This is a genomic window from Niabella ginsenosidivorans, assembly GCF_001654455.1.
Lineage (GTDB): Bacteria > Bacteroidota > Bacteroidia > Chitinophagales > Chitinophagaceae > Niabella > Niabella ginsenosidivorans.
On sequence record NZ_CP015772.1, the window covers coordinates 5,274,740 to 5,293,004 of the forward strand.

General features: G+C 43.6%; 18 protein-coding genes. 9 read left to right on the forward strand and 9 right to left on the reverse strand.

The window, feature by feature from the left end:
* Positions 1-12: 12 nt before the first annotated feature.
* The gene (locus tag A8C56_RS22275; RefSeq protein ID WP_067760816.1) at positions 13-459 is read right to left on the reverse strand and encodes a hypothetical protein; all 447 of its coding nucleotides are present in this window, start codon (positions 457-459) and stop codon (positions 13-15) included.
* Between the two features lie 371 nt (positions 460-830).
* Here A8C56_RS22275 and A8C56_RS22280 point away from each other — a divergent pair, with 371 nt between their 5' ends.
* Positions 831-1,970, forward strand: a complete 1,140-nt coding sequence (locus A8C56_RS22280; RefSeq protein WP_067760819.1) for a cystathionine gamma-synthase — start codon at positions 831-833, stop codon at positions 1,968-1,970.
* On the opposite strand, the gene A8C56_RS22285 is transcribed toward A8C56_RS22280, so the two are convergent.
* Together A8C56_RS22285 and A8C56_RS22290 are read right to left on the reverse strand one after the other, a co-directional pair.
* Positions 1,967-3,046 carry a MutS-related protein gene (locus A8C56_RS22285; RefSeq protein WP_084490350.1) on the reverse strand — a complete coding sequence of 360 codons (1,080 nt, stop codon included), beginning with the start codon at positions 3,044-3,046 and terminating at the stop codon, positions 1,967-1,969. The genes A8C56_RS22280 and A8C56_RS22285 overlap by 4 nt on opposite strands.
* A gap of 213 nt (positions 3,047-3,259) precedes the next feature.
* Positions 3,260-3,565: a hypothetical protein gene (locus A8C56_RS22290; protein ID WP_067760823.1), complete on the reverse strand. Its 306-nt coding sequence runs from the start codon at positions 3,563-3,565 to the stop codon at positions 3,260-3,262.
* A 124-nt stretch (positions 3,566-3,689) separates the two neighbouring features.
* Here A8C56_RS22290 and A8C56_RS22295 point away from each other — a divergent pair, with 124 nt between their 5' ends.
* The 4 genes from A8C56_RS22295 (at position 3,690) to A8C56_RS22310 (ending at position 7,890) form a co-directional block, all read left to right on the forward strand.
* Positions 3,690-4,961: a Fic family protein gene (locus A8C56_RS22295; RefSeq protein ID WP_067760825.1), complete on the forward strand. Its 1,272-nt coding sequence runs from the start codon at positions 3,690-3,692 to the stop codon at positions 4,959-4,961.
* Complete coding sequence (locus A8C56_RS22300; RefSeq protein WP_067760827.1) at positions 4,945-5,739, forward strand: TIGR02757 family protein; 795 nt, start codon at positions 4,945-4,947, stop codon at positions 5,737-5,739. Before A8C56_RS22295 ends, A8C56_RS22300 begins: the two co-directional genes overlap by 17 nt.
* 131 nt (positions 5,740-5,870) lie before the next feature.
* A complete protein-coding gene (locus A8C56_RS22305) occupies positions 5,871-6,572 on the forward strand; it encodes an SIMPL domain-containing protein (RefSeq protein ID WP_067760829.1) in 702 nt (233 codons plus the stop codon).
* Positions 6,573-6,651: 79 nt separating this feature from the next.
* The gene (locus tag A8C56_RS22310) at positions 6,652-7,890 is read left to right on the forward strand and encodes a M16 family metallopeptidase (protein ID WP_067760831.1); all 1,239 of its coding nucleotides are present in this window, start codon (positions 6,652-6,654) and stop codon (positions 7,888-7,890) included.
* Here the strand turns inward: A8C56_RS22310 and A8C56_RS22315 are convergent.
* From A8C56_RS22315 to A8C56_RS22330, 4 genes are all read right to left on the reverse strand, one after another.
* Positions 7,887-8,486, reverse strand: coding sequence for a hypothetical protein (locus A8C56_RS22315; protein ID WP_067760834.1), 600 nt, complete (start codon positions 8,484-8,486; stop codon positions 7,887-7,889). The two genes, A8C56_RS22310 and A8C56_RS22315, sit on opposite strands and share 4 nt — an antisense overlap.
* Positions 8,450-8,782: a hypothetical protein gene (locus tag A8C56_RS22320; RefSeq protein WP_067760836.1), complete on the reverse strand. Its 333-nt coding sequence runs from the start codon at positions 8,780-8,782 to the stop codon at positions 8,450-8,452. The genes A8C56_RS22315 and A8C56_RS22320 overlap by 37 nt, the downstream gene beginning before the upstream one ends.
* A 63-nt stretch (positions 8,783-8,845) precedes the next feature.
* Positions 8,846-9,511, reverse strand: coding sequence for a LytR/AlgR family response regulator transcription factor (locus A8C56_RS22325; RefSeq protein ID WP_067760838.1), 666 nt, complete (start codon positions 9,509-9,511; stop codon positions 8,846-8,848).
* 67 nt (positions 9,512-9,578) lie between these two features.
* Positions 9,579-11,051, reverse strand: a complete 1,473-nt coding sequence (locus A8C56_RS22330; protein WP_067760840.1) for a sensor histidine kinase — start codon at positions 11,049-11,051, stop codon at positions 9,579-9,581.
* Positions 11,052-11,270: 219 nt separating this feature from the next.
* Here A8C56_RS22330 and A8C56_RS22335 point away from each other — a divergent pair, with 219 nt between their 5' ends.
* Entirely contained in the window at positions 11,271-13,559 is a 2,289-nt protein-coding gene (locus A8C56_RS22335; protein WP_245645657.1) for an FUSC family membrane protein, read from the forward strand.
* A gap of 103 nt (positions 13,560-13,662) precedes the next feature.
* Positions 13,663-15,780: a ferrous iron transport protein B gene (gene feoB, locus A8C56_RS22340; RefSeq protein WP_067760844.1), complete on the forward strand. Its 2,118-nt coding sequence runs from the start codon at positions 13,663-13,665 to the stop codon at positions 15,778-15,780.
* A gap of 57 nt (positions 15,781-15,837) precedes the next feature.
* Here the strand turns inward: feoB and A8C56_RS22345 are convergent, their stop codons facing one another.
* Positions 15,838-16,284, reverse strand: coding sequence for a hypothetical protein (locus tag A8C56_RS22345; protein ID WP_067760846.1), 447 nt, complete (start codon positions 16,282-16,284; stop codon positions 15,838-15,840).
* Positions 16,285-16,395: 111 nt separating this feature from the next.
* Between A8C56_RS22345 and A8C56_RS22350 the strand changes: the two genes are divergently transcribed.
* Complete coding sequence (locus A8C56_RS22350; RefSeq protein ID WP_067760848.1) at positions 16,396-16,836, forward strand: viral A-type inclusion protein; 441 nt, start codon at positions 16,396-16,398, stop codon at positions 16,834-16,836.
* Positions 16,837-16,871: 35 nt separating this feature from the next.
* Here A8C56_RS22350 and A8C56_RS22355 read toward each other — a convergent pair whose 3' ends face one another.
* A complete protein-coding gene (locus A8C56_RS22355) occupies positions 16,872-17,480 on the reverse strand; it encodes an adenylate kinase (RefSeq protein WP_067760850.1) in 609 nt (202 codons plus the stop codon).
* A gap of 251 nt (positions 17,481-17,731) precedes the next feature.
* Here A8C56_RS22355 and msrB point away from each other — a divergent pair, with 251 nt between their 5' ends.
* Positions 17,732-18,193 carry a peptide-methionine (R)-S-oxide reductase MsrB gene (gene msrB / locus A8C56_RS22360; RefSeq protein WP_449406602.1) on the forward strand — a complete coding sequence of 154 codons (462 nt, stop codon included), beginning with the start codon at positions 17,732-17,734 and terminating at the stop codon, positions 18,191-18,193.
* Positions 18,194-18,265 lie beyond the last annotated feature (72 nt).

Below are 18,265 nucleotides of genomic sequence, written 5' to 3' on the forward strand. Positions count from 1 at the left end.
AAGAGCCGTAGTTTAGATATCGCCTCTTTTAAATTTTTTGGACAGTGTTATGGTACCATCACCGGCAACCGCTACATTGTATATATTTTTGCTGTCGCGCAAAACTACGTTATAGTTAATGCCATCTTTATTGGTAACTTCTGTCACACCATAGATCTCCCTGCCCTCATATTTTTTCTTAAGCTTATAAACAATGTTGGAAGGTAAATGGTTTTCGTTATAATAACGAATAGTACGGATTAACTTTCCGTTATTGTCAAACATAGCACGGGAAGAAACGGAACCGGCACTAAAGCTGGCCTCGCTGTATTCAGCTGTAGTGCTCCATTGTACGTTCCGGGCATTGGTAAAAACCTCGTTAAAAGTTTTCAATATTTTTTCATTTACTGTTGGATTTACTGTAGTAGCCATAGCGTTTAATCCAAACAAAAGAGCGGCGGTAAGAATAAAGAGTTTCATTTTTTAAAGTTTTTATTTTAATGACATTGTTGTTTTGTTGATTCAAAAATAGCATGGGTTTACAGCTTGTGCCAAGTGGTTTGTGGCGGGTAACCGGAGAAAATGGGGCGAATGGCGGATTTCCCCGGGTAAAAAACAATACGCCCTGTACTATCTGTTCTTTTTTCAATATTTATTCCGGCCGGAATCATGAAACATGTTTGTATTTATAAGTCGCGGTATTTTATTTTTTGTTACAACTGTTCCGGAAAAAAACTGTTAATCCTTTCTTAATAAGAGAAATGTGGAACAAGGCCCCCGGTGTTCCACGTTTGTGCTTTATTTTCCAGTACCCGGAATCTGTACCTTTGTGCCGCTTTAAAAAGAAGATTATGAAGTTGAATACAAAAATCATTCATGCAGGGGTAGCACCGGATCCGGGCACCGGCGCTATTATGACCCCCATTTTTCAAACCTCAACTTTTGTACAAACGGGCCCTAACCAGCATAAGGGATACGATTATTCAAGAGCGGGTAATCCAACCCGGACGGCATTGGAGAAATCACTGGCGGCTTTGGAAAATGCACAGCATGGCCTGGCGTTCAGCAGTGGGGTAGCAGCAACTGAAACAGTTATTAAGTTATTAAAACCGGGTGACGAAGTTATTGCCGCAAATGATATGTATGGCGGCACTTACCGCCTGTTTTCAAAAATATGGGAAGATTATGGTATCCGTTTTATTTATACCAACACCAGCCATACTGAAAATGTTGCAAAGGCTGTGACGGATAAAACAAAGCTGATCTGGATCGAAACGCCCACTAACCCTTTAATGAATATTACAGATATCGCTGCAGTTGCAGCAATAGCAAAAAAAGCGGGGGCTCTGCTTTGTGTAGACAATACTTTTGCTTCTCCTTATCTGCAAAATCCTATTGACCAGGGAGCAGATATTGTAATGCATTCTGCCACCAAATACCTCGGTGGTCACAGCGATGTGGTGATGGGCGCCCTGATGTTTAATGGCGATGCATTGCGGGAACGCCTGTTCTTTATACAAAAAAGCAGTGGCGCTGTGCCGGGGCCAATGGATTGTTTTCTGGTGCTAAGAGGTATTAAAACACTACATGTAAGAATGCAGCGTCATTGTGAAAACGGGGAAAAGATAGCCCGGTTCCTGGCAGCGCATGATAAAATAAAAAAAGTATACTGGTGCGGGTTTCAGGACAACCCGGGCTATGCGGTTGCCCAAAAGCAAATGCGCGGTTTTGGTGGTATGATGAGCTTTGAGTTGAAAGATGATTCCGTAGCAGCAGCAACAAAAGTGCTGACCTCTACAAAGGTGATTGCTTTGGCGGAAAGCCTGGGCGGTGTGGAGTCATTGATCAACCACCCGGCAACGATGACACATGCCTCTATTCCCCGCGAAGAACGTATTAAATATGGGCTGAGCGACTCTCTCATCCGCTTAAGCATCGGTATTGAAGATGCTGCGGATCTGATAGCCGACCTGGAACAGGCATTGGCCTAAGGCTCTCCTTTAGAAAAATGTTTTGCATACTCCATCGCCTGTTCAATAACAGGCGACGGATATTTTTCCAGTGCTGCCAGCTTTATTGCATTGCGCGAATGCACTGCCCCTTCCCTGATCCTGTAATCAAATATCAGCCTGTTGCCCTGTATCTGTTCTGAAAAATGATACATTTTATAAATCCCTTTCAGGTAAGCTACCAGCTCAAGATCATGAGAGGATGCTATTACAAGATTTGTTTCGTTATTCAGATACCGGAGTACAGACAGGGACAAAGCCAGCCGTTCCACCGTATTGGTGCCTTTGTAAATTTCATCAATCAGGAACAGGTGGTTCAATGGCGTTTCCTGCTGCAGTATCATTTCCTGGATCACCTCCATTTCTTTATAAAAATAGCTTTCATGCTCAAAAAGGTTATCGGCTATTTTAATAGCGGAATACTGTTTGAATACAGGAGTAACAAATCTTTTGGCAAAGCAGATATAAATGGTTTGTGCTAAAACAGAATTGATCAAAACCGTTCTCAGAAAAGTAGATTTACCAGACATGTTGGAACCCGTAATAAAAATATTTTCCCCTTCTGTGTGAAACGAACATGGTACAGGATCTTCAATCAACGGGTGATAAGCCCCGCTAAACAGCAGCTCTTTTTTATGGTCAACAAATTCCGGTATACAGGTTGTATAACGGGTATCGTTGAGAAGAGATGCACAGCTTATTGCCACATCAATCGCTCCTATAAATTTATAAATCACTTCAAAGGCTTCCTGGTTGTGCATGGCCATTCTATAACTTTTATTCAATGCCAGCGGCTCAATCAAAAAGAAGCCTTTGACCAGTTCAAACAACAACAGTAATACCATTGAAAGGTCGTCCGATGCCGTGGGAGCGCCTAAGAACCGGTAAAATCCGCGAATAGCCTTTACGCTGTCAATGCTGTTTTTTATTTCAGCTCTGTTCCTGAGAGGCAACTCCGTTTCCAGCAGTTGCCGGGCGCAACCAATGGTGGCAAATGCCTCAGACACGGTTTGTATACGCCCCTGGCTCCGGTTCCGGTGTATAAAATGGACAAGCATATTTATAAAAAACAGGAAAATCAGAACGGGGAAAAGGGCCGGAAGAAAAAAAGTAAGAACCGTTAGCGTAACTGCTGCAAGGGACAGGGTCTTATAAACCGGGCGTTCTTTCTCCGGTATACGTCCGGGATCAAACAGATCAACAATAAAACAGGTGCCGTTTTGTTCCAGCTGATACAGCTGATATTGAACTGCTTCTCTTGAACGTTGGTCTTAAGAAAAGTATCCGGTAAGAACATGGGCTTCTTTTAAGGCATCAACAGTATTGGTAGGGTGTATCATTTTATGAAACAGGTATTGCTGCCCCATACCGGTTATCGTCCGGTCTGTACAGGCAAACAAATCTTCAATATCAATATCAGAAAGGGTCTGGCTGGTAAGCCGGTGAAAACAGGTATCGTTGTTAATGGCTGCATAACGACTGATGCGATCAAAGTTCCGTCGTTTTTCTATCGGCCCCCCCCAGGAAGCTTTTATTTTATCGGTAATTTTCCTGCGCCTGCCTGTAAATAGACCCATAATTGCAATTTAAACCACAATAAATAGATAAATGAATGAATTTTTCATTTTCATTTTTAAAAAATAAAAATCTATGGGTTAAACCAGCTATATTGCGCCTGATTGGCCAATTAAAGATCGTTTTATGAACAGGGAATTACCGGCAGCAGAACAACTGGAACTATTTCAAAGTATTCTTCAGATCAATAACAGTTATCTTGATTGGGAAAAAGTTCAGCATATGACCCTGAAGCCCGGCACCCTTTCCAATAAAGCAATATGGCAGGCGGCAACAGCGGCCAGGGAGCAGGGACCTACCAGAAAACTAATGATAGCAGACCGGCTTTTTTCCTGGTCTGTTCCCAATGATATGGAACAGGTATTACACGACCTGGATGTGCATATTGTGGGGGGCAGGGATATTGCAGCGGTAATGGAACACAAAAATAACCACCGGTACCTTATAAATGCGTTGATGGATGAAACCATGACCTCTGCACAGCTGGCGGGGTTTGCCGTTACAAAAAAAATTGCCAGGGAACTGTTGCTGAAAAAGAAAACAACAGCCAATGCAACAGAGCAGGTGCTGGTAAACCTTTATAAAAGCCTGCAAAAAGTAAAGGAATGGGAACAACAGCCCTTTACTGAGGCGCGGTTGCTGGAACTGCACCAGTTGCTTACAAAAGATACGATCCAGCTAAAGGGCATCGGGCGCTATCGTACCAACAATAAATTTGACAGTTCCGGTATTGAGGAAGGGGCCGCTTACAAAGCCATTGATGCAAAAGAAATAAGGAAATGGATGCAGTGGCTGGAGATGTTTATGAATGACAACAAAACTCCCTTTTATATTCATCCCCTCATAAAAGCCTGTATCATTGAATATCTGATAACCTATATCCGCCCTTTTAAAGACGCTAACGGCCGTATGGCGCGCCTTTTAGGTTATTGGTACCTGTTGCAGCAAGGGTATTGGGTCACAGCTTATATGTCTGTATCCAATGTTATTATTAAATTAAAAGCACAATATCATAAGGCATTTGTACAGGCAAAGCACAATGAAGACATTGGCTATTTCATTCATTTTATGTTGCAATCCATCCGGATGGCATACCGTTCTTTAAAAGACAGCCTGCAGCGTACCAATAAAGAAAAAGACAATAATCCTTTTGTAAAAATTAACGGATTGAACATAAGACAGGCAGCAGCATTACAGTGGATAAAGGATGATCCTGAAAAAATTGTTACCATCCGGGAACTACGGTCGGGGTTTGGCGTATCAAAGGAAACCGCACGTACTGACCTGACCGCTTTAATGGAAAAAGGATGGCTGCAATTTTATCATCTTAACAAAAAGACCTATGCCTTTGTAAAGGGTGCGTTATTTGATCAGTTACTGCATGAAAAAATCAGCTGATACCCTCAAAGCCTTTCTGGATGCCAGGGCCCTTTATTATGAACAGCCAGGCTTTATTGCGGATGACCCTATTTCTGTTCCGCACTCGTTTTCAAAACAGCAGGACATTGAAATCGCCGGCTTCTTTGCTGCCATACTGGCCTGGGGTAACCGCAAGAGCATCATTAACTCCTGCAAACGGTTGCTGGAGTTAATGGATAACGCTCCTTATGATTTTATAATGCATTTTACAGAGGCAGATCTGAAGCCCTTTCTGAAGTTTGTGCACCGCACTTTTAACGCTATTGATCTTTTTCATTTTTTAGACGTTTTACAACATCATTACAAAATAAAAAAGCTGCCTTCGCTTGAAACAGCCTTCAGTAATTATCTGACTCCCGGCGATACAACCATTGAAAAGGCATTGATTGGTTTCCGCCGTCATTTTTTTGATGATAAGATCTTTCCTCATTATCCCGTGCGGACCCAAAAGCATATAGCCACACCAGAACGAAAATCTGCCTGTAAACGCTTAAACATGTATTTGCGCTGGATGGTAAGAAGCAGCAGCAAAGGCGTTGATTTTGGCTTATGGAAAAACATTCAGCCTTTACAGTTGATCTGCCCGCTGGACCTGCACGTGGCAAGGGTCGCCCGTCATTTTAAATTACTGGATCGCCCTAATAACGACTGGCAGGCTGCTTTAGAGCTTACAACACACTTAAAACAACTGGATGCAGCTGATCCGGTTAAATATGATTTTGCCCTGTTCGGACTGGGCGTCATTGAAAAATTTTAATTGACCCTGCTCAATTCAGTTGCGAAAGGAACGTTAAAGCCGTTATAACCTTATGTAACCGGCACTGATGTTTCATCATTAGGGCAATTAACAAACCTTATTCATTGAACCATTCATTAAAATTTAAACACATGAAACAATTATTTGCAGCGGCACTCTTATCATTGGTAACATTGGGAACTATAAAAGCGCAGACCCCGGACCTACGCAGGAAGATCAGTGTAAGCGGTACCGCAGAAACCGAAGTGACCCCGGATATTATTTATGTAAGTATTTCTTTAAAAGAATATTTTGAGAACGGAAATAACAAAAAAAGGGTTGACATCTCCACGCTGGAAAATCAATTGTATGCAGCTGCACAAAAAGCAGGTATTGCCAAAGAAAACTTAACCATCAGCAATTTAAACAGCTGGACCAACACAAGCGGCAAAAAAAAGAACCCTGACTTCCTGGCCAGCAGGCAATATCTTTTAAAGGTAAGCGACCTGAACAAGCTGGATCAGATCATCAGCAGTATTGATTCCAGGGGCATTCAAAGCACCGGTATCCAGAGCTATGATTATTCAAAAATGGAGCAGTTAAAAAAAGAGCTGAAAATAAAGGCGCTGCAGGCTGCAAAGGAAAAGGCCTCCTATATGGTAGCAGCATTGGACGGGAAGCTGGGCGATGTTCTGGAAATACAGGACAGCGGCGACAGCCCTGTTCAGCCGGTGCTGTACAGGAATTATGCCATGAAGGCTGAAGCTGCTGATACCGCCGGTGGTGATGCTGATCTTGATTTTAAAAAGATCAAATTAAGCTTTACGGTTAATACTGTTTTTGAAATTAAATGATAACAGGAATTCAAACAACAAAGCGACCTTCCAACGGGTCGCTTTTTTATTTTAAAGGGAATCATCTTACTTTCGCTCAATGATCCAGTTTGACAGATTCACTTTAGAGAACGGTTTGCGTGTAATTGTACATCCCGATGCTTCCACCCCCACGGCGGTAATGAATATTTTGTATGATGTGGGCGCCCGGGATGAAAACCCGGAGCAGACGGGCTTTGCGCATTTGTTTGAGCACCTCATGTTTGGCGGCTCCGTAAATGTTCCGGAATATGATGAGCCTTTGCAGCTGGCCGGTGGGGAAAATAATGCTTATACCACCAATGATCTTACCAACTATTACATACAGATACCCAAAGAAAACCTGGAAACCGCTTTCTGGCTGGAGAGCGACCGGATGCTTTCTCTGGCCTTTAATGAAAAGAGCCTGGAAGTACAGCGTAAAGTAGTATCGGAGGAATTTAAAGAGCATTACCTGGAAAAGCCTTATGGTGATGCCCACTTTAAATTAAGAGCGCTGGCTTATAAAAAGCACCCTTACCGCTGGATGACCATCGGCAAAGAGCTGTCGCATATTGAAAACGCGCAGCTTGCTGATGTAAAGGGTTTCTTTTTTAAGCACTACCGCCCTAACAATGCCATTATGGTGGTGGCCGGAAATATTACTACTGAAGCTGTAAAAGCACTTGCCCGGAAATGGTTTGGCGACATTCCTGCCGGGTCCGGAAATAAACGGCAATTACCTGCCGAAGCCCCGCAAACCGAAGCGCGGAGCATGGAAGTGCATGCACCTGTTCCGCTGGATGCATTTTACAAATGCTGGCATATGGCAGGAAGGCTGAGCAGGGAATATTATACCACAGATCTGATAACGGATATCCTTGGAGGAGGTGAGTCGTCCCGGTTGTATGAAAAGCTGGTAAAGGAACTGCAGCTTTTTGTAAACATTCAATGCTATCATATGGGCAGTATAGACCCCGGTATTATCTGTATTGAAGGCAAGCTGGTAAAGGGAGCGGATATGAAGGCCGCCGAAGCTGCCGTGGAAAAGGTTTTGACGGATCTGAAGGAAGAACCGGTGCTGGAAGCCGAACTGCAAAAGGTAAAGAATAAAACAGAAAGCATGATGGCTTTTGAAGATATGAGCCTGCTAAACCGGGCCAACAGCCTTGCCTTTTATGAACTGCTGGGTGATGCGGCCATGATGAATACAGAACTGGATCAGTACGATGCCGTAACCACAAAGGACATTAAAGAAACAGCACAAAAGATTTTCAGGGAGGAGAACAGCAGTACTTTATATTATTACGCAAAGAATTAAAGGGCTTTTTTCCCAAACGTTAGCTTCGTCAACGCATTTTTGTTATACCGGGCAAGATATACTTTAATGGCCCTTTCCAGATCAGCGCTTTTTATGGATGTGTTCTGGATTGGCTTTTGTATGGAGCGAGCCACGTTTCCGTCCCGATAGTCGACTATAAGAAATTCCTGTTTTCCGTTTCTGCTATCAAATGCATGCCCATCCTTCAGGTAGATCTGCTTTACCTGGCTCCATATACATATAATGATACCCTTTTTTTTGTCCTGGTATCCGGTTTCTGTGATCGTAAAGAGCACTGCAGGCCGAAATATACGGTATAGCTGGTATAAAGCAATGCCGGCCAATACTATCGCAACGATCAAAAATGAAACAGAGGGCTCTGTAATCCCTTTTTTTCTTTGAAGATACCAGCCTGCCGGAGCGGCCAAAGCAAAAACAATAAACTGGATCATGTAGTTGATTTTTGACCCGGATACTGTTATCTCCACCGGAATACTCAGATCATCGCCGGATTCCACTACAAAGTTCCGGCTGTTCTTCCTGTTTTCCAGGATATTCTTTAGCTGCTCCCGGTCCTGGCCGACATCCAGGCCCATTTCCCCGGCAGTTCACTTTTTTTGAATATTTGTTTCTTCCGTTCTCTTCGTAATAATTCTTCCAGGTCGTCCACCTCCTGGTAGGCCCATAATCGCCACTTATTAAGTTTATACGATCCCACCATTACCGCAGCAGCCAGTAAGCTCAGGAAGCAGACAACGCCCCATGAAGCCGGTAATTGATACTTTTCTGCCAGAAAGATCAGGAGCGCGCTCCCTCCGAAAAAAATAATAAATGGCCAGATTAAAATACGGTCGGCTTTTTTCAATACATAAGCAACAGGCTGGTAATTCATAATAATTGTTTTGTAACAAAAAACAAATAGTGTTTATATACCGGCAAAATTACCATTTCAGTCTCAGGATGCAAAAACATAGCTGCTTCCAATAGGAAATTCCAGCAGGTCAATAAATACTGCCTGTTTATTGAACCTGGTTACTTTGTTTTTAGCCACTATATAGCTGCGGTGAATACGGGTGAACTGATCCTGGGGCAGCAAATTCATCATATCATTGATGGTAATGCGCGTCATGATCTTTTTATTTTTCAGCACCACGTTCAGGTAATTGCCGGCAGCCTCTATATATAAAATATCATCCAGCAGCACCCGTACCTGTTCATATCCGTCTTTCAGGAACAGGTAATCCATATCGCCCGGTTTATTATTTTTCAGGGCAAATAATTCCTGCGCCCGGGTGCAGGCTTTTATAAAACGAGGCAGGGAAAAGGGTTTCAGCAAATAATCTACTGCATTGACTTCAAAGCCCTCTACAGCATGCTCTGTATAGGCCGTGGTAAAAATAATCATGGGTGGGTTTGCCAGGCTTTTGGAAAGCTCAATACCGCTGATGTCCGGCATTTTAATATCCAGGAAGACCAGGTCAATTTTATTTTTCTGTAAATGATCAATGGCTTCAAAAGCATTGGTGAAAACGGCTTCCAGCCTTATAAAAGGCACTTTTGAAGAAAGCTTTTTGATCACTTCCAGCGCAATGGGCTCGTCGTCTATGGCTATTGCGTTCACGAGGAATTTTAAGATTGAATGATTAAAATTACTTAAATATTATTTATTTAACGTGAGCTCAATTTGCTCATAAATTGATTGTCAGATGCACAAAAAAGTCCTTGGCCGTCTGGCGGATCACCAGCTCATGCCGCTCAGGGTATTCTAATTGCAGCCGCTCTTTTACATTGGGCAGGCCGATGCCGCTTTTAAACTTTTCAGGATCTCCGTCCGGTTTTACATGAATGCTGTTCTGTACATCAAAATACAGTGTATTGTTCTGGGTATGCAGGGCAATGCTGATGTAAGAAGGCTCCCGCAGGCTGATGCCGTGTTTAAAAGCATTTTCTATAAATGGTATCAGCAGCATGGGTGTTATAAGCAGGGCAGCAGCAGGCTCCTCTATTCTTACGAGGATTTGTATATCTGGTGCGTTTGCAACACGCAATAGTTGCAGATCAATATAATTGCGCAGGTATTCTACCTCGCGTACCAGCAGGATCTTATCCTGCATATTTTCATGCAGCATGAACCGCATCATGTCGCCCAGTTTTTGTATTCCTTCCCCCGTGCGCTCCGCATTTTCCTGCAATGCCGTTCCATAAAGCGTGTTGAGCGCGTTAAACAAAAAATGCGGATTGATTTGTGAGCGCAGAAAACCCAGGTTGGCCTGTGAAGATCCTAATGCGGTTTTTAATCCCAGCTTCTCTTTCTGGTTTTTATAGATCCACCAGCATAAAGGGATAACTGCTACGCCCGTCCATAATAATAACAATGTGTAGGCACCTATAAATGATACAGGATGGCTGATTGCCACACAAAAAACGGTTGCAATAAAATTGATCAGCAAAACTATAGGTACGATCCGTGACAGATAATAACTGCTCCATGGTTTTTTTTCCGGTAACGCGGGTATTAAAACCAGCGTATTCAGATAAAACATTAATAGGGCATAAGGGAGGATTACGGCCCAGACAATAATAGCGAACGCTGCGGCATTATTGGCCGAAAGCATGACCAGGATGATCAGCCAGGCTAAAATGCTCAAAACAATAAATACCAGGCGAGACCCATTGCTTTCTTTTAGTTTCTGTTTTAATAAGGGGCTAAAAATGAGCTCTTTCAACCCATAATAAACAAGGTATATAACAAAACTGACCGCAGCTACAGCAAATCCTTCTACAAAAAAGCTGGCATTTACATCCCGTTGCGTTGCATAGGCCTCATTTCCGTAACGCCAGGCAAAAATATAGGTAAAGCAAACAGACAGGATGAACGCTAATAACAGGTAGCTGCACAGGAACAGGATAATTTTAAAAAAACCTCTGGTCTTTGTTTCCACATACTGTGTAAGAAATACAAAAAGAAGATAACTGACGATAATGATGGCAACAAGCGGCCGCAGGTAGTTGGTGTTAAAATCATAGCCAATATGATTCTCTGAAAACTGATGCCTCTCAGAATAATAGTTGGTACTTGTTGCTGCAATAAATATAAAAAAGCCTGCTGCAAGCGTGGCAATCAGCAGCTCTATTTTCTGATAAGTATTTCTTGCTTTCATCCTGTGTTTTTTTGATCGTTATGGTACAAGATTAGTACAGGTTTTTGATTATTGTGCTGCAATTGGGACAGAATTGCCGTTTTATGTGATGAATCTTCCGCTACCTGCCTGTTCCTTTTATTGCTGTACTGAAAAAGCCCGTTTTACCAAAACAGCGGCACTGCATGAATAGCAGCCAAAAATACGGGGTCTTATTCCGTTTAAACTTTCTGAAACTGCATGTTGTATGTAATTTTGCATGCAATGGATTATGTAAAGGAATACCGGCAGTTTATAAGCAGCTATTATTTAAATGAAGCGCTGCGCATTACTATTGGTATTACTCTGCCTTCCATTGTATTATATTATTTTGGCCAGCTGGAAACAGGGATGATCGTTTCCCTGGGCGCGCTTTGTGTGAGCACGGCTGATATTCCGGGGGCCATCAGCGAGCGCCGTAAAGGCATGTTTGCTGCCCTGGGCCTTATCCTGTGCGTTGATCTTATTATGGGTTTTTCTCATGTGAACCCTTATGTTACCGGTATTGTTATCCTGGGGCTGTCTTTTCCGCTCAGTATGCTGGGTGTATATAATGCGCGCACCAATGCCATTGGTTTTGCAGGCTTACTGGTAATGGTATTGACTCTTTACCATAAAGCCTCCGGGTGGATGGTGCTGGTGGAGGGCGTCTATCTGGTATGTGGCGGGCTTTGGTATATTGGCCTCAGCTTTCTGCTGCATGGTGTACGGCCCTACAGGGTTATACAACAGGCCCTGGGTGACTGCATCATTGCTGTTGGCGACTATCTGAAAACAAGATCTTATTTCTATAACGAAGGGGTGAACTACGACAGAACCTATAAGAGCCTGATGCAACAACAGCAAAAAGTACAGGATAAGCAGATACTGGTCCGGGAAATGCTGTTCAGAAGCCGCAATATTGTGAAATCAACTACTGCTACCGGGCGTGGCCTGCTGGTATTGTTCATTGAATCGGTTGATCTTTTTGAAAAGGCCAATGCCACTTTTTTTAATTATGAATCCATGCACCGGCAGTTTGACGGCTCTGATATCCTGCCCCATTTCCGGAAGGTGATCCTGAGCATGGTTGATGAATTGTACGAGATCGGCGTTTCTGTTCAGGAAGGGCGCAGGTCACGGGTGTCCAAAAACCTGAATGACGAAATAAGAGGGTTGAAATCCCATTTTGAAGCCTTTGTAAACAAGCACCGCAATGCAGACAATCTTGAAGCGCTGATCAATATGCGCAAGATCCTGCAATCGATGGAAGATATGACCCTCCGGCTTTATACCCTGCATCATTATACCCGCTATGACCGTGTACAGCCCAAAGATGTAAAATTGTCGGATAACTATAACTCTTTCCTTGAAAAAAACGACCTTGACCGTGATCTGATCCGGGAAAACCTTTCATTTCAGTCAAACACCTTCCGTCATGCTTTAAGACTGAGCATTGCAATGACCACCGGCTATGGCATGGCCCATTTATTACAGCTGGAATACAGCTACTGGATCCTTTTAACCATACTGGTGATCCTTAAGCCTACTTACAGCGTTACCAAACAACGCAATTATCAGCGTGTGTTAGGAACGATTATAGGAGCCCTTGGCGGCATAGGCCTGCTTTTTCTTATAGAAAGCTCCACTGCAAGATTTGTGGTCATGCTTCTTTTAATGGTAGCCACTTACAGCTTTATGCGTACCCGTTACCTCATCAGCGTAACTTTTATGACGGCTTATATTATGATTATGTTTTTTCTGCTAAACAGTAAAAACTTCCATGTGGTAATCGAAAGCAGGGTGTTAGACACCATTATCGGCTCCATTATAGCCTTCGCCACCACCTTTATCATACCCTCCTGGGAAAAGAAACAGATAAGAAGCTATATGGCCACGGCGCTTGAAAAAACCAGGACCTATTTTGAAACCGTTTCAAGCGTTTACATAAAAAATGACCCGGATTTTGATTATAAACTCAGCCGTAAAGAGGCTTTTGTAGCACAGGCCAACCTTTCCGGCACTTTTCAGCGCATGCTCAGTGAGCCCAAAAGCAAACAGAAAAACATAAAAAAGCTGCACCAGTTTGTAGTTATGATCCTTACTATTAACTCCCAGATTGCAACGCTGGCTCATTATTCCAAACAACTGGCGGCAAAATACCGCTCTCAGAATTTTGAACCGATCATTCAAAGCACCCTGCTGGAACTGGGCAACACTATTGCGCTCCTTTCTGATGAAAAGGTAGCGCTTAGCCCCCTTGCCGAAAACACGCAGCAACTGCGGTCAGAAATCAAACAGCTTCTTGAAAAACGAAAGCTGGAGCTGGAACAGGGATTACTGGATACGGAAACCCGGATAAAGCTTTCAGAATTAAAACCTATTATTGACCAGTTCCTGCTTATTAGCCGTGCCGCCGGGGATCTGAACAGGATTGCTACAGAGATCGCCGGCTTACCGCGAACCAGCGAAGACGACAATGTACCAAAGGCCTCGCTTTCCGTAGCCTGAAAACCCCGCATTTTTTTAATGCACCCGGTTTCAGTAATAAAAAGATTCTCCCGAATTCGTAACTCCGGAAACCGGCAGGGTCGTAACTTTGCGGTTCTCAATTTTGGAAAGAAAGCAGTTACATATAGCATTAGTAGGAAATCCTAATAGCGGTAAAAGCTCCCTTTTTAACTCACTCACCGGCCTTAATCAAAAAGTTGGCAATTTTCCTGGTGTTACTGTTGATAAAAAGACAGGATTTACAAAAATTGGCCATTTTTCAGCAAATATCATAGATCTTCCGGGTACTTATAGTTTATACCCCCGCAGGCTGGATGAAGAAGTAGCCTATAAGGTGATCCTGAACCAGGACAGGGATATAAAGGCCGACGTAATTGTAGTGGTGGCGGATGCCAGCAACCTGAAACGGAACCTGCTGTTCTGCAGCCAGATCATTGACCTGAAGCGCCCCGTGGTAATGGCGCTGACCATGATGGACCTGGCCCGTAAAAAAGGCATCCATATCAACATCAATGAAATGGAACGGGAACTGGGCATACCTATTGTTGCGGTAAACCCCAGAAAAAATAAAGGCATTGATAACCTGAAAAAGGCGATCGAAATGGTTTCCGGAAATTTATATAAACCGCCTGTGCATGATTTTATTGATGTAGAGGCACTGGCACCGGAAGCCATCCACACGGTTAAGCACCTGGTGCCCGGCATCAGTTCTTATGAAGGAGTGCATTACCTCATCAACCATGAAACCTTTGCACTTGCAGATGAGTTGCAGGACCAGATAGAAGAAACCGAAAAAAGCAACCGTTTTAATCCGACAAAGACCCAGGCAGAAGAGATCCTGCAGCGGTACCAGCGCATTGGCAATGTAATGAGCCTGTCTGTATCCCTGCCGGACCCGAACCGGAAAAATATACTTACAGACCGGCTGGACAATATCTTCCTGCATCGCGTATGGGGCTATATCATCCTGCTTTTAGTATTGTTCCTGATGTTCCAGTGCGTGTTCCTGATAGCCTCCTACCCGATGGACTGGATCGATTCGGGCACTGCGGCCTTCAGCGGCTGGCTGGGCAATGTGCTGCCGGAGAACAATTTTACGGATCTTCTGATCAATGGCATTATAGCCGGGCTGGGCGGTATCATCATTTTTGTTCCCCAGATCATGATCCTGTTTGGACTGATCGCATTGCTGGAAGATACAGGGTATATGGCAAGGATCAGTTTTCTTACAGACCGTGTAATGCGCAGTGTGGGCCTGAACGGGAAAAGTGTAATGCCCATGATCAGCGGTTTTGCCTGCGCTGTTCCGGCCATCATGAGCGCCCGCAGCATTGAAAACCGTAAAGAGCGGCTGCTTACGATACTCATTACCCCATTAATGAGCTGCTCTGCAAGACTACCGGTCTACGTAATGCTGGTAGGCATGGTTATTCCCCAAAAGTATTTTTTAGGCTTTATCAGCCTGCAGGGACTGGTAATGACGGGGCTTTACCTGCTGGGAGTCGTTTTTGCATTACTCGTATCCTATATTGCCAAATTCTTTATACGGAGCAAGGAAAAAAGTTATTTTATACTGGAACTGCCTACTTACCGGTCTCCACGGTGGAAAAATGCACTGGAAACAATGATCGAAAAGGCAAAGATCTTTGTATTGCAGGCAGGAAGGATTATTATGATCATCAGCATCATTCTCTGGTGCCTCAGTTCCTTTGGCCCCAAACAGCGGATGCATGCCGTACAGCAGCAGTATGAGGCGGCTATTGCCCGCCCGGGTGCAGATACCACAGCAGTGGAAGAGACCAGGGCTGCGGCAAAGCTTGAAAATTCCTATGCTGGGATCATGGGTAAAACCATAGAGCCGGTCATCCGTCCGCTGGGCTACGACTGGAAGATCGGCATTGCATTGGTAACCTCTTTTGCCGCAAGGGAAGTGTTTGTGGGCACAATGGCCACTTTATACAGTGTGCAGGATGACCAGGGAGAGAACATTGCCCTGCGGGAAAAAATGGAACGAGCTACTTTTGCAGATGGCACCAAAGTGTTTACAACTGCCACGGGTGTATCACTGCTTGTTTTTTATGTATTTGCCATGCTTTGTATGAGCACCCTGGCCATTGTAAAACGGGAAACCGGTTCCTGGAAATGGCCATTGATTCAGCTGGCCTATATGACCGGGCTGGCGTATATACTCAGTTTTATAGTATATCAATTGCTGAAATAATCCGCCTGAAATCCCCGGCAACGCCTCTTACAGGTTGTATTTTTTACCATAACAACTTTAGTGCTCCTCTTTATAATCTGTAACCACATTGTCTTTTTCAAGAGAAGCGGTATGTTCTTTTACGCTCCAGGTAGTTTTTCCGTTTGTATAAGTAACAGCCCCGTCTTTTTTAGCACCTTTCATCAGCTTAACAATAGCACCATTTATATTTAATTCTGCAACACCCATATCTCCGGAATCATGGTATACTGCTGTAATGATTTCTCCCTTACTGTTGATATATTTTTTTTCATCCTTGTTTACGCTTCCTGTACTGTCGGGCGACGGAGCATTTTTCTTAGTGCTATCTACCTGCCCGGTTACGGGCCAGTTAGCAGGAAATTCCTGGACCGTATTGGCACTTCCGGTATCCTGCAAAGCCGGACCGGATTGAGAGCTGTCATTACAGGCAGCTATTGCAAAAAGAGCATACATGCTTAAAACAATTCCATTTATCTTTTTCATACCAGATCTTTTTAAAAAGCTATAAACTAACAGCCTGCAAGAATCATTCCTTTATTAAATACAGGCAGCGTCAGCAACTTATTGTACCTTTAACCTCAAAATCTTTTTTAAATGAAAGTGGTATTTTTTCCCCTGTTTCTTTTGCTTTTAATTGCCTGCGGTGAAAATAAAAACGGTGCCGGAGACGGCCCTAAAACACAGGCGGACAGTCTTTTACAGGAAGTTCTGGATGGGCATGATGTGGTAATGCCTAAAATGAAAAAGCTGGAACGGCTGATGAAAGCGTCCAATGCGGCAGTAGATTCTTTAAATCAGTTACCTGCCGGTAAACAAAATGCAGCGTTAAAAGTAAAAATGCAGGCACTGTACACAGATCTCAGCAATGCAGATAAGGCAATGAACGACTGGATGAACGGGTTTAAATATGACTCTTTTAAGAATAATGAGGCTGCCCGTATAAAATACCTGCAGGATCAGAAAGCAAGGGTCAATGAAGTAAAGGCCCAGGTGCTGAGCAGTATTGACAAAGCAGATAGTGTCCTGGAAAAATAGCCAAGAAAAGCGGTCCCTTAACAGGGGTGCTTTTCTTAATCCAAAGCCTCTTCTTCTTCCCGCTGCCGCGCCAGCACTTTATCAATCTGCGCGCTGAGGGCGTTTGAAATGTCATCAATAGAACCTTCGCCAGGAACGGTTTTGAACTTATGCTGCGCTTTGTAATGATCCGCTACCGGGGCAGTTTCCTCTTTATAAACCGCAAAGCGTTTACGGATCACCTCTTCGCTGGTATCATCGGAGCGGCCGGAGGTTTTGCCCCTTTCCAAAAGCCGCTTCACCAGTTCCTCTTCAGAAACATCCAGTGCCAGTACGCTATGTATTGCAGTCTTTTTCAGTTGCAGTAATTTATCCAGTGCCTTTGCCTGGTTGGCTGTGCGCGGAAACCCGTCAAACAGAAAACCTTTTGCATCTTTATGCTGGTCCAGGCAATTATCGATCATTCCGATCACCACTTCATCCGGTACCAACTGCCCCTTATCCATAAAATTCTTTGCTTCAATACCCAGCGGGGTCTTTTCAGCAATTTCTGAACGCAGCAGATTTCCGGTTGACAAATGCACCAGTCCATACTTTTCTACCAACCGGTCAGATTGTGTTCCTTTTCCGCTACCGGGCGGGCCAAATAATATTAAATTAAACATTTAAGCTTTTCTTTTAAAGTGTTGACAACAAATATAACAAAGCCCGGTTAAAAACGGGTTATTTACAGCTGTTTATTAAAATTTATTTAAATAGGGAAATATACCAAACCGCAACTTTATGTATCGTATCTTTGTTAGCAGAGTGGTATTTTATGAAATATTTAGTTGTCATATTGTTCGCTATCAGCTGTTTATTCCAGCAATGCGGGTATGCACAATCTGACAGTCACCACAAAACAGGCGCATCAAAAATGGAAAAGAATAATAACCCGGTCTATTCCCGCACAGATAGTTCCAAAGTAAACCTGCCGGAAGAGGAATGGAAAAAAGTGCTCTCTCCGGAAGTGTATTATATTGCCCGTCAAAAAGGAACAGAGCGGCCCTGGACGAGTAAATATGAAAACTCAAAGGAAGTAGGCACCTATTATTGCGCTGCCTGCGGAAACCCTTTGTTCAAAAGCGATACTAAATTTGAAAGCGGCTGTGGCTGGCCAAGTTTTTACGAGCCGATAAGCAAAACCAGCGTTATTTACCTGGAAGACAGGAGTCATGGGATGGTACGTACAGAAGTGGAATGTGGTCGTTGTCATGCACACCTGGGCCATGTGTTCAATGACGGGCCACCCCCAACCGGTTTACGTTATTGCATAAACGGTGTCATTCTTGATTTTGAAAAAGCGCAGAAAGCCGAAGAGCAATATAACAAAAAATAGCTTCCGGAACAGCGTTAACACAGCCAAAGGTCGTTGGTAAGTACTTGCAGCAACTAACAATATAACATTTTG

Excerpts from the sequence above, each read along its gene's own strand:
- A8C56_RS22275 (WP_067760816.1), bottom strand. The coding sequence starts at position 459 with ATGAAACTCTTTATTCTTACCGCCGCTCTTTTGTTTGGATTAAACGCT.
- A8C56_RS22280 (WP_067760819.1), top strand. The coding sequence starts at position 831 with ATGAAGTTGAATACAAAAATCATTCATGCAGGGGTAGCACCGGATCCG.
- A8C56_RS22285 (WP_084490350.1), bottom strand. The coding sequence starts at position 3,046 with ATGCTTGTCCATTTTATACACCGGAACCGGAGCCAGGGGCGTATACAA.
- A8C56_RS22290 (WP_067760823.1), bottom strand. The coding sequence starts at position 3,565 with ATGGGTCTATTTACAGGCAGGCGCAGGAAAATTACCGATAAAATAAAA.
- A8C56_RS22295 (WP_067760825.1), top strand. The coding sequence starts at position 3,690 with ATGAACAGGGAATTACCGGCAGCAGAACAACTGGAACTATTTCAAAGT.
- A8C56_RS22300 (WP_067760827.1), top strand. The coding sequence starts at position 4,945 with ATGAAAAAATCAGCTGATACCCTCAAAGCCTTTCTGGATGCCAGGGCC.
- A8C56_RS22305 (WP_067760829.1), top strand. The coding sequence starts at position 5,871 with ATGAAACAATTATTTGCAGCGGCACTCTTATCATTGGTAACATTGGGA.
- A8C56_RS22310 (WP_067760831.1), top strand. The coding sequence starts at position 6,652 with ATGATCCAGTTTGACAGATTCACTTTAGAGAACGGTTTGCGTGTAATT.
- A8C56_RS22315 (WP_067760834.1), bottom strand. The coding sequence starts at position 8,486 with ATGGGCCTGGATGTCGGCCAGGACCGGGAGCAGCTAAAGAATATCCTG.
- A8C56_RS22320 (WP_067760836.1), bottom strand. The coding sequence starts at position 8,782 with ATGAATTACCAGCCTGTTGCTTATGTATTGAAAAAAGCCGACCGTATT.
- A8C56_RS22330 (WP_067760840.1), bottom strand. The coding sequence starts at position 11,051 with ATGAAAGCAAGAAATACTTATCAGAAAATAGAGCTGCTGATTGCCACG.
- A8C56_RS22335 (WP_245645657.1), top strand. The coding sequence starts at position 11,271 with ATGTTGTATGTAATTTTGCATGCAATGGATTATGTAAAGGAATACCGG.
- A8C56_RS22345 (WP_067760846.1), bottom strand. The coding sequence starts at position 16,284 with ATGAAAAAGATAAATGGAATTGTTTTAAGCATGTATGCTCTTTTTGCA.
- A8C56_RS22350 (WP_067760848.1), top strand. The coding sequence starts at position 16,396 with ATGAAAGTGGTATTTTTTCCCCTGTTTCTTTTGCTTTTAATTGCCTGC.
- A8C56_RS22355 (WP_067760850.1), bottom strand. The coding sequence starts at position 17,480 with ATGTTTAATTTAATATTATTTGGCCCGCCCGGTAGCGGAAAAGGAACA.
- msrB (WP_449406602.1), top strand. The coding sequence starts at position 17,732 with ATGGAAAAGAATAATAACCCGGTCTATTCCCGCACAGATAGTTCCAAA.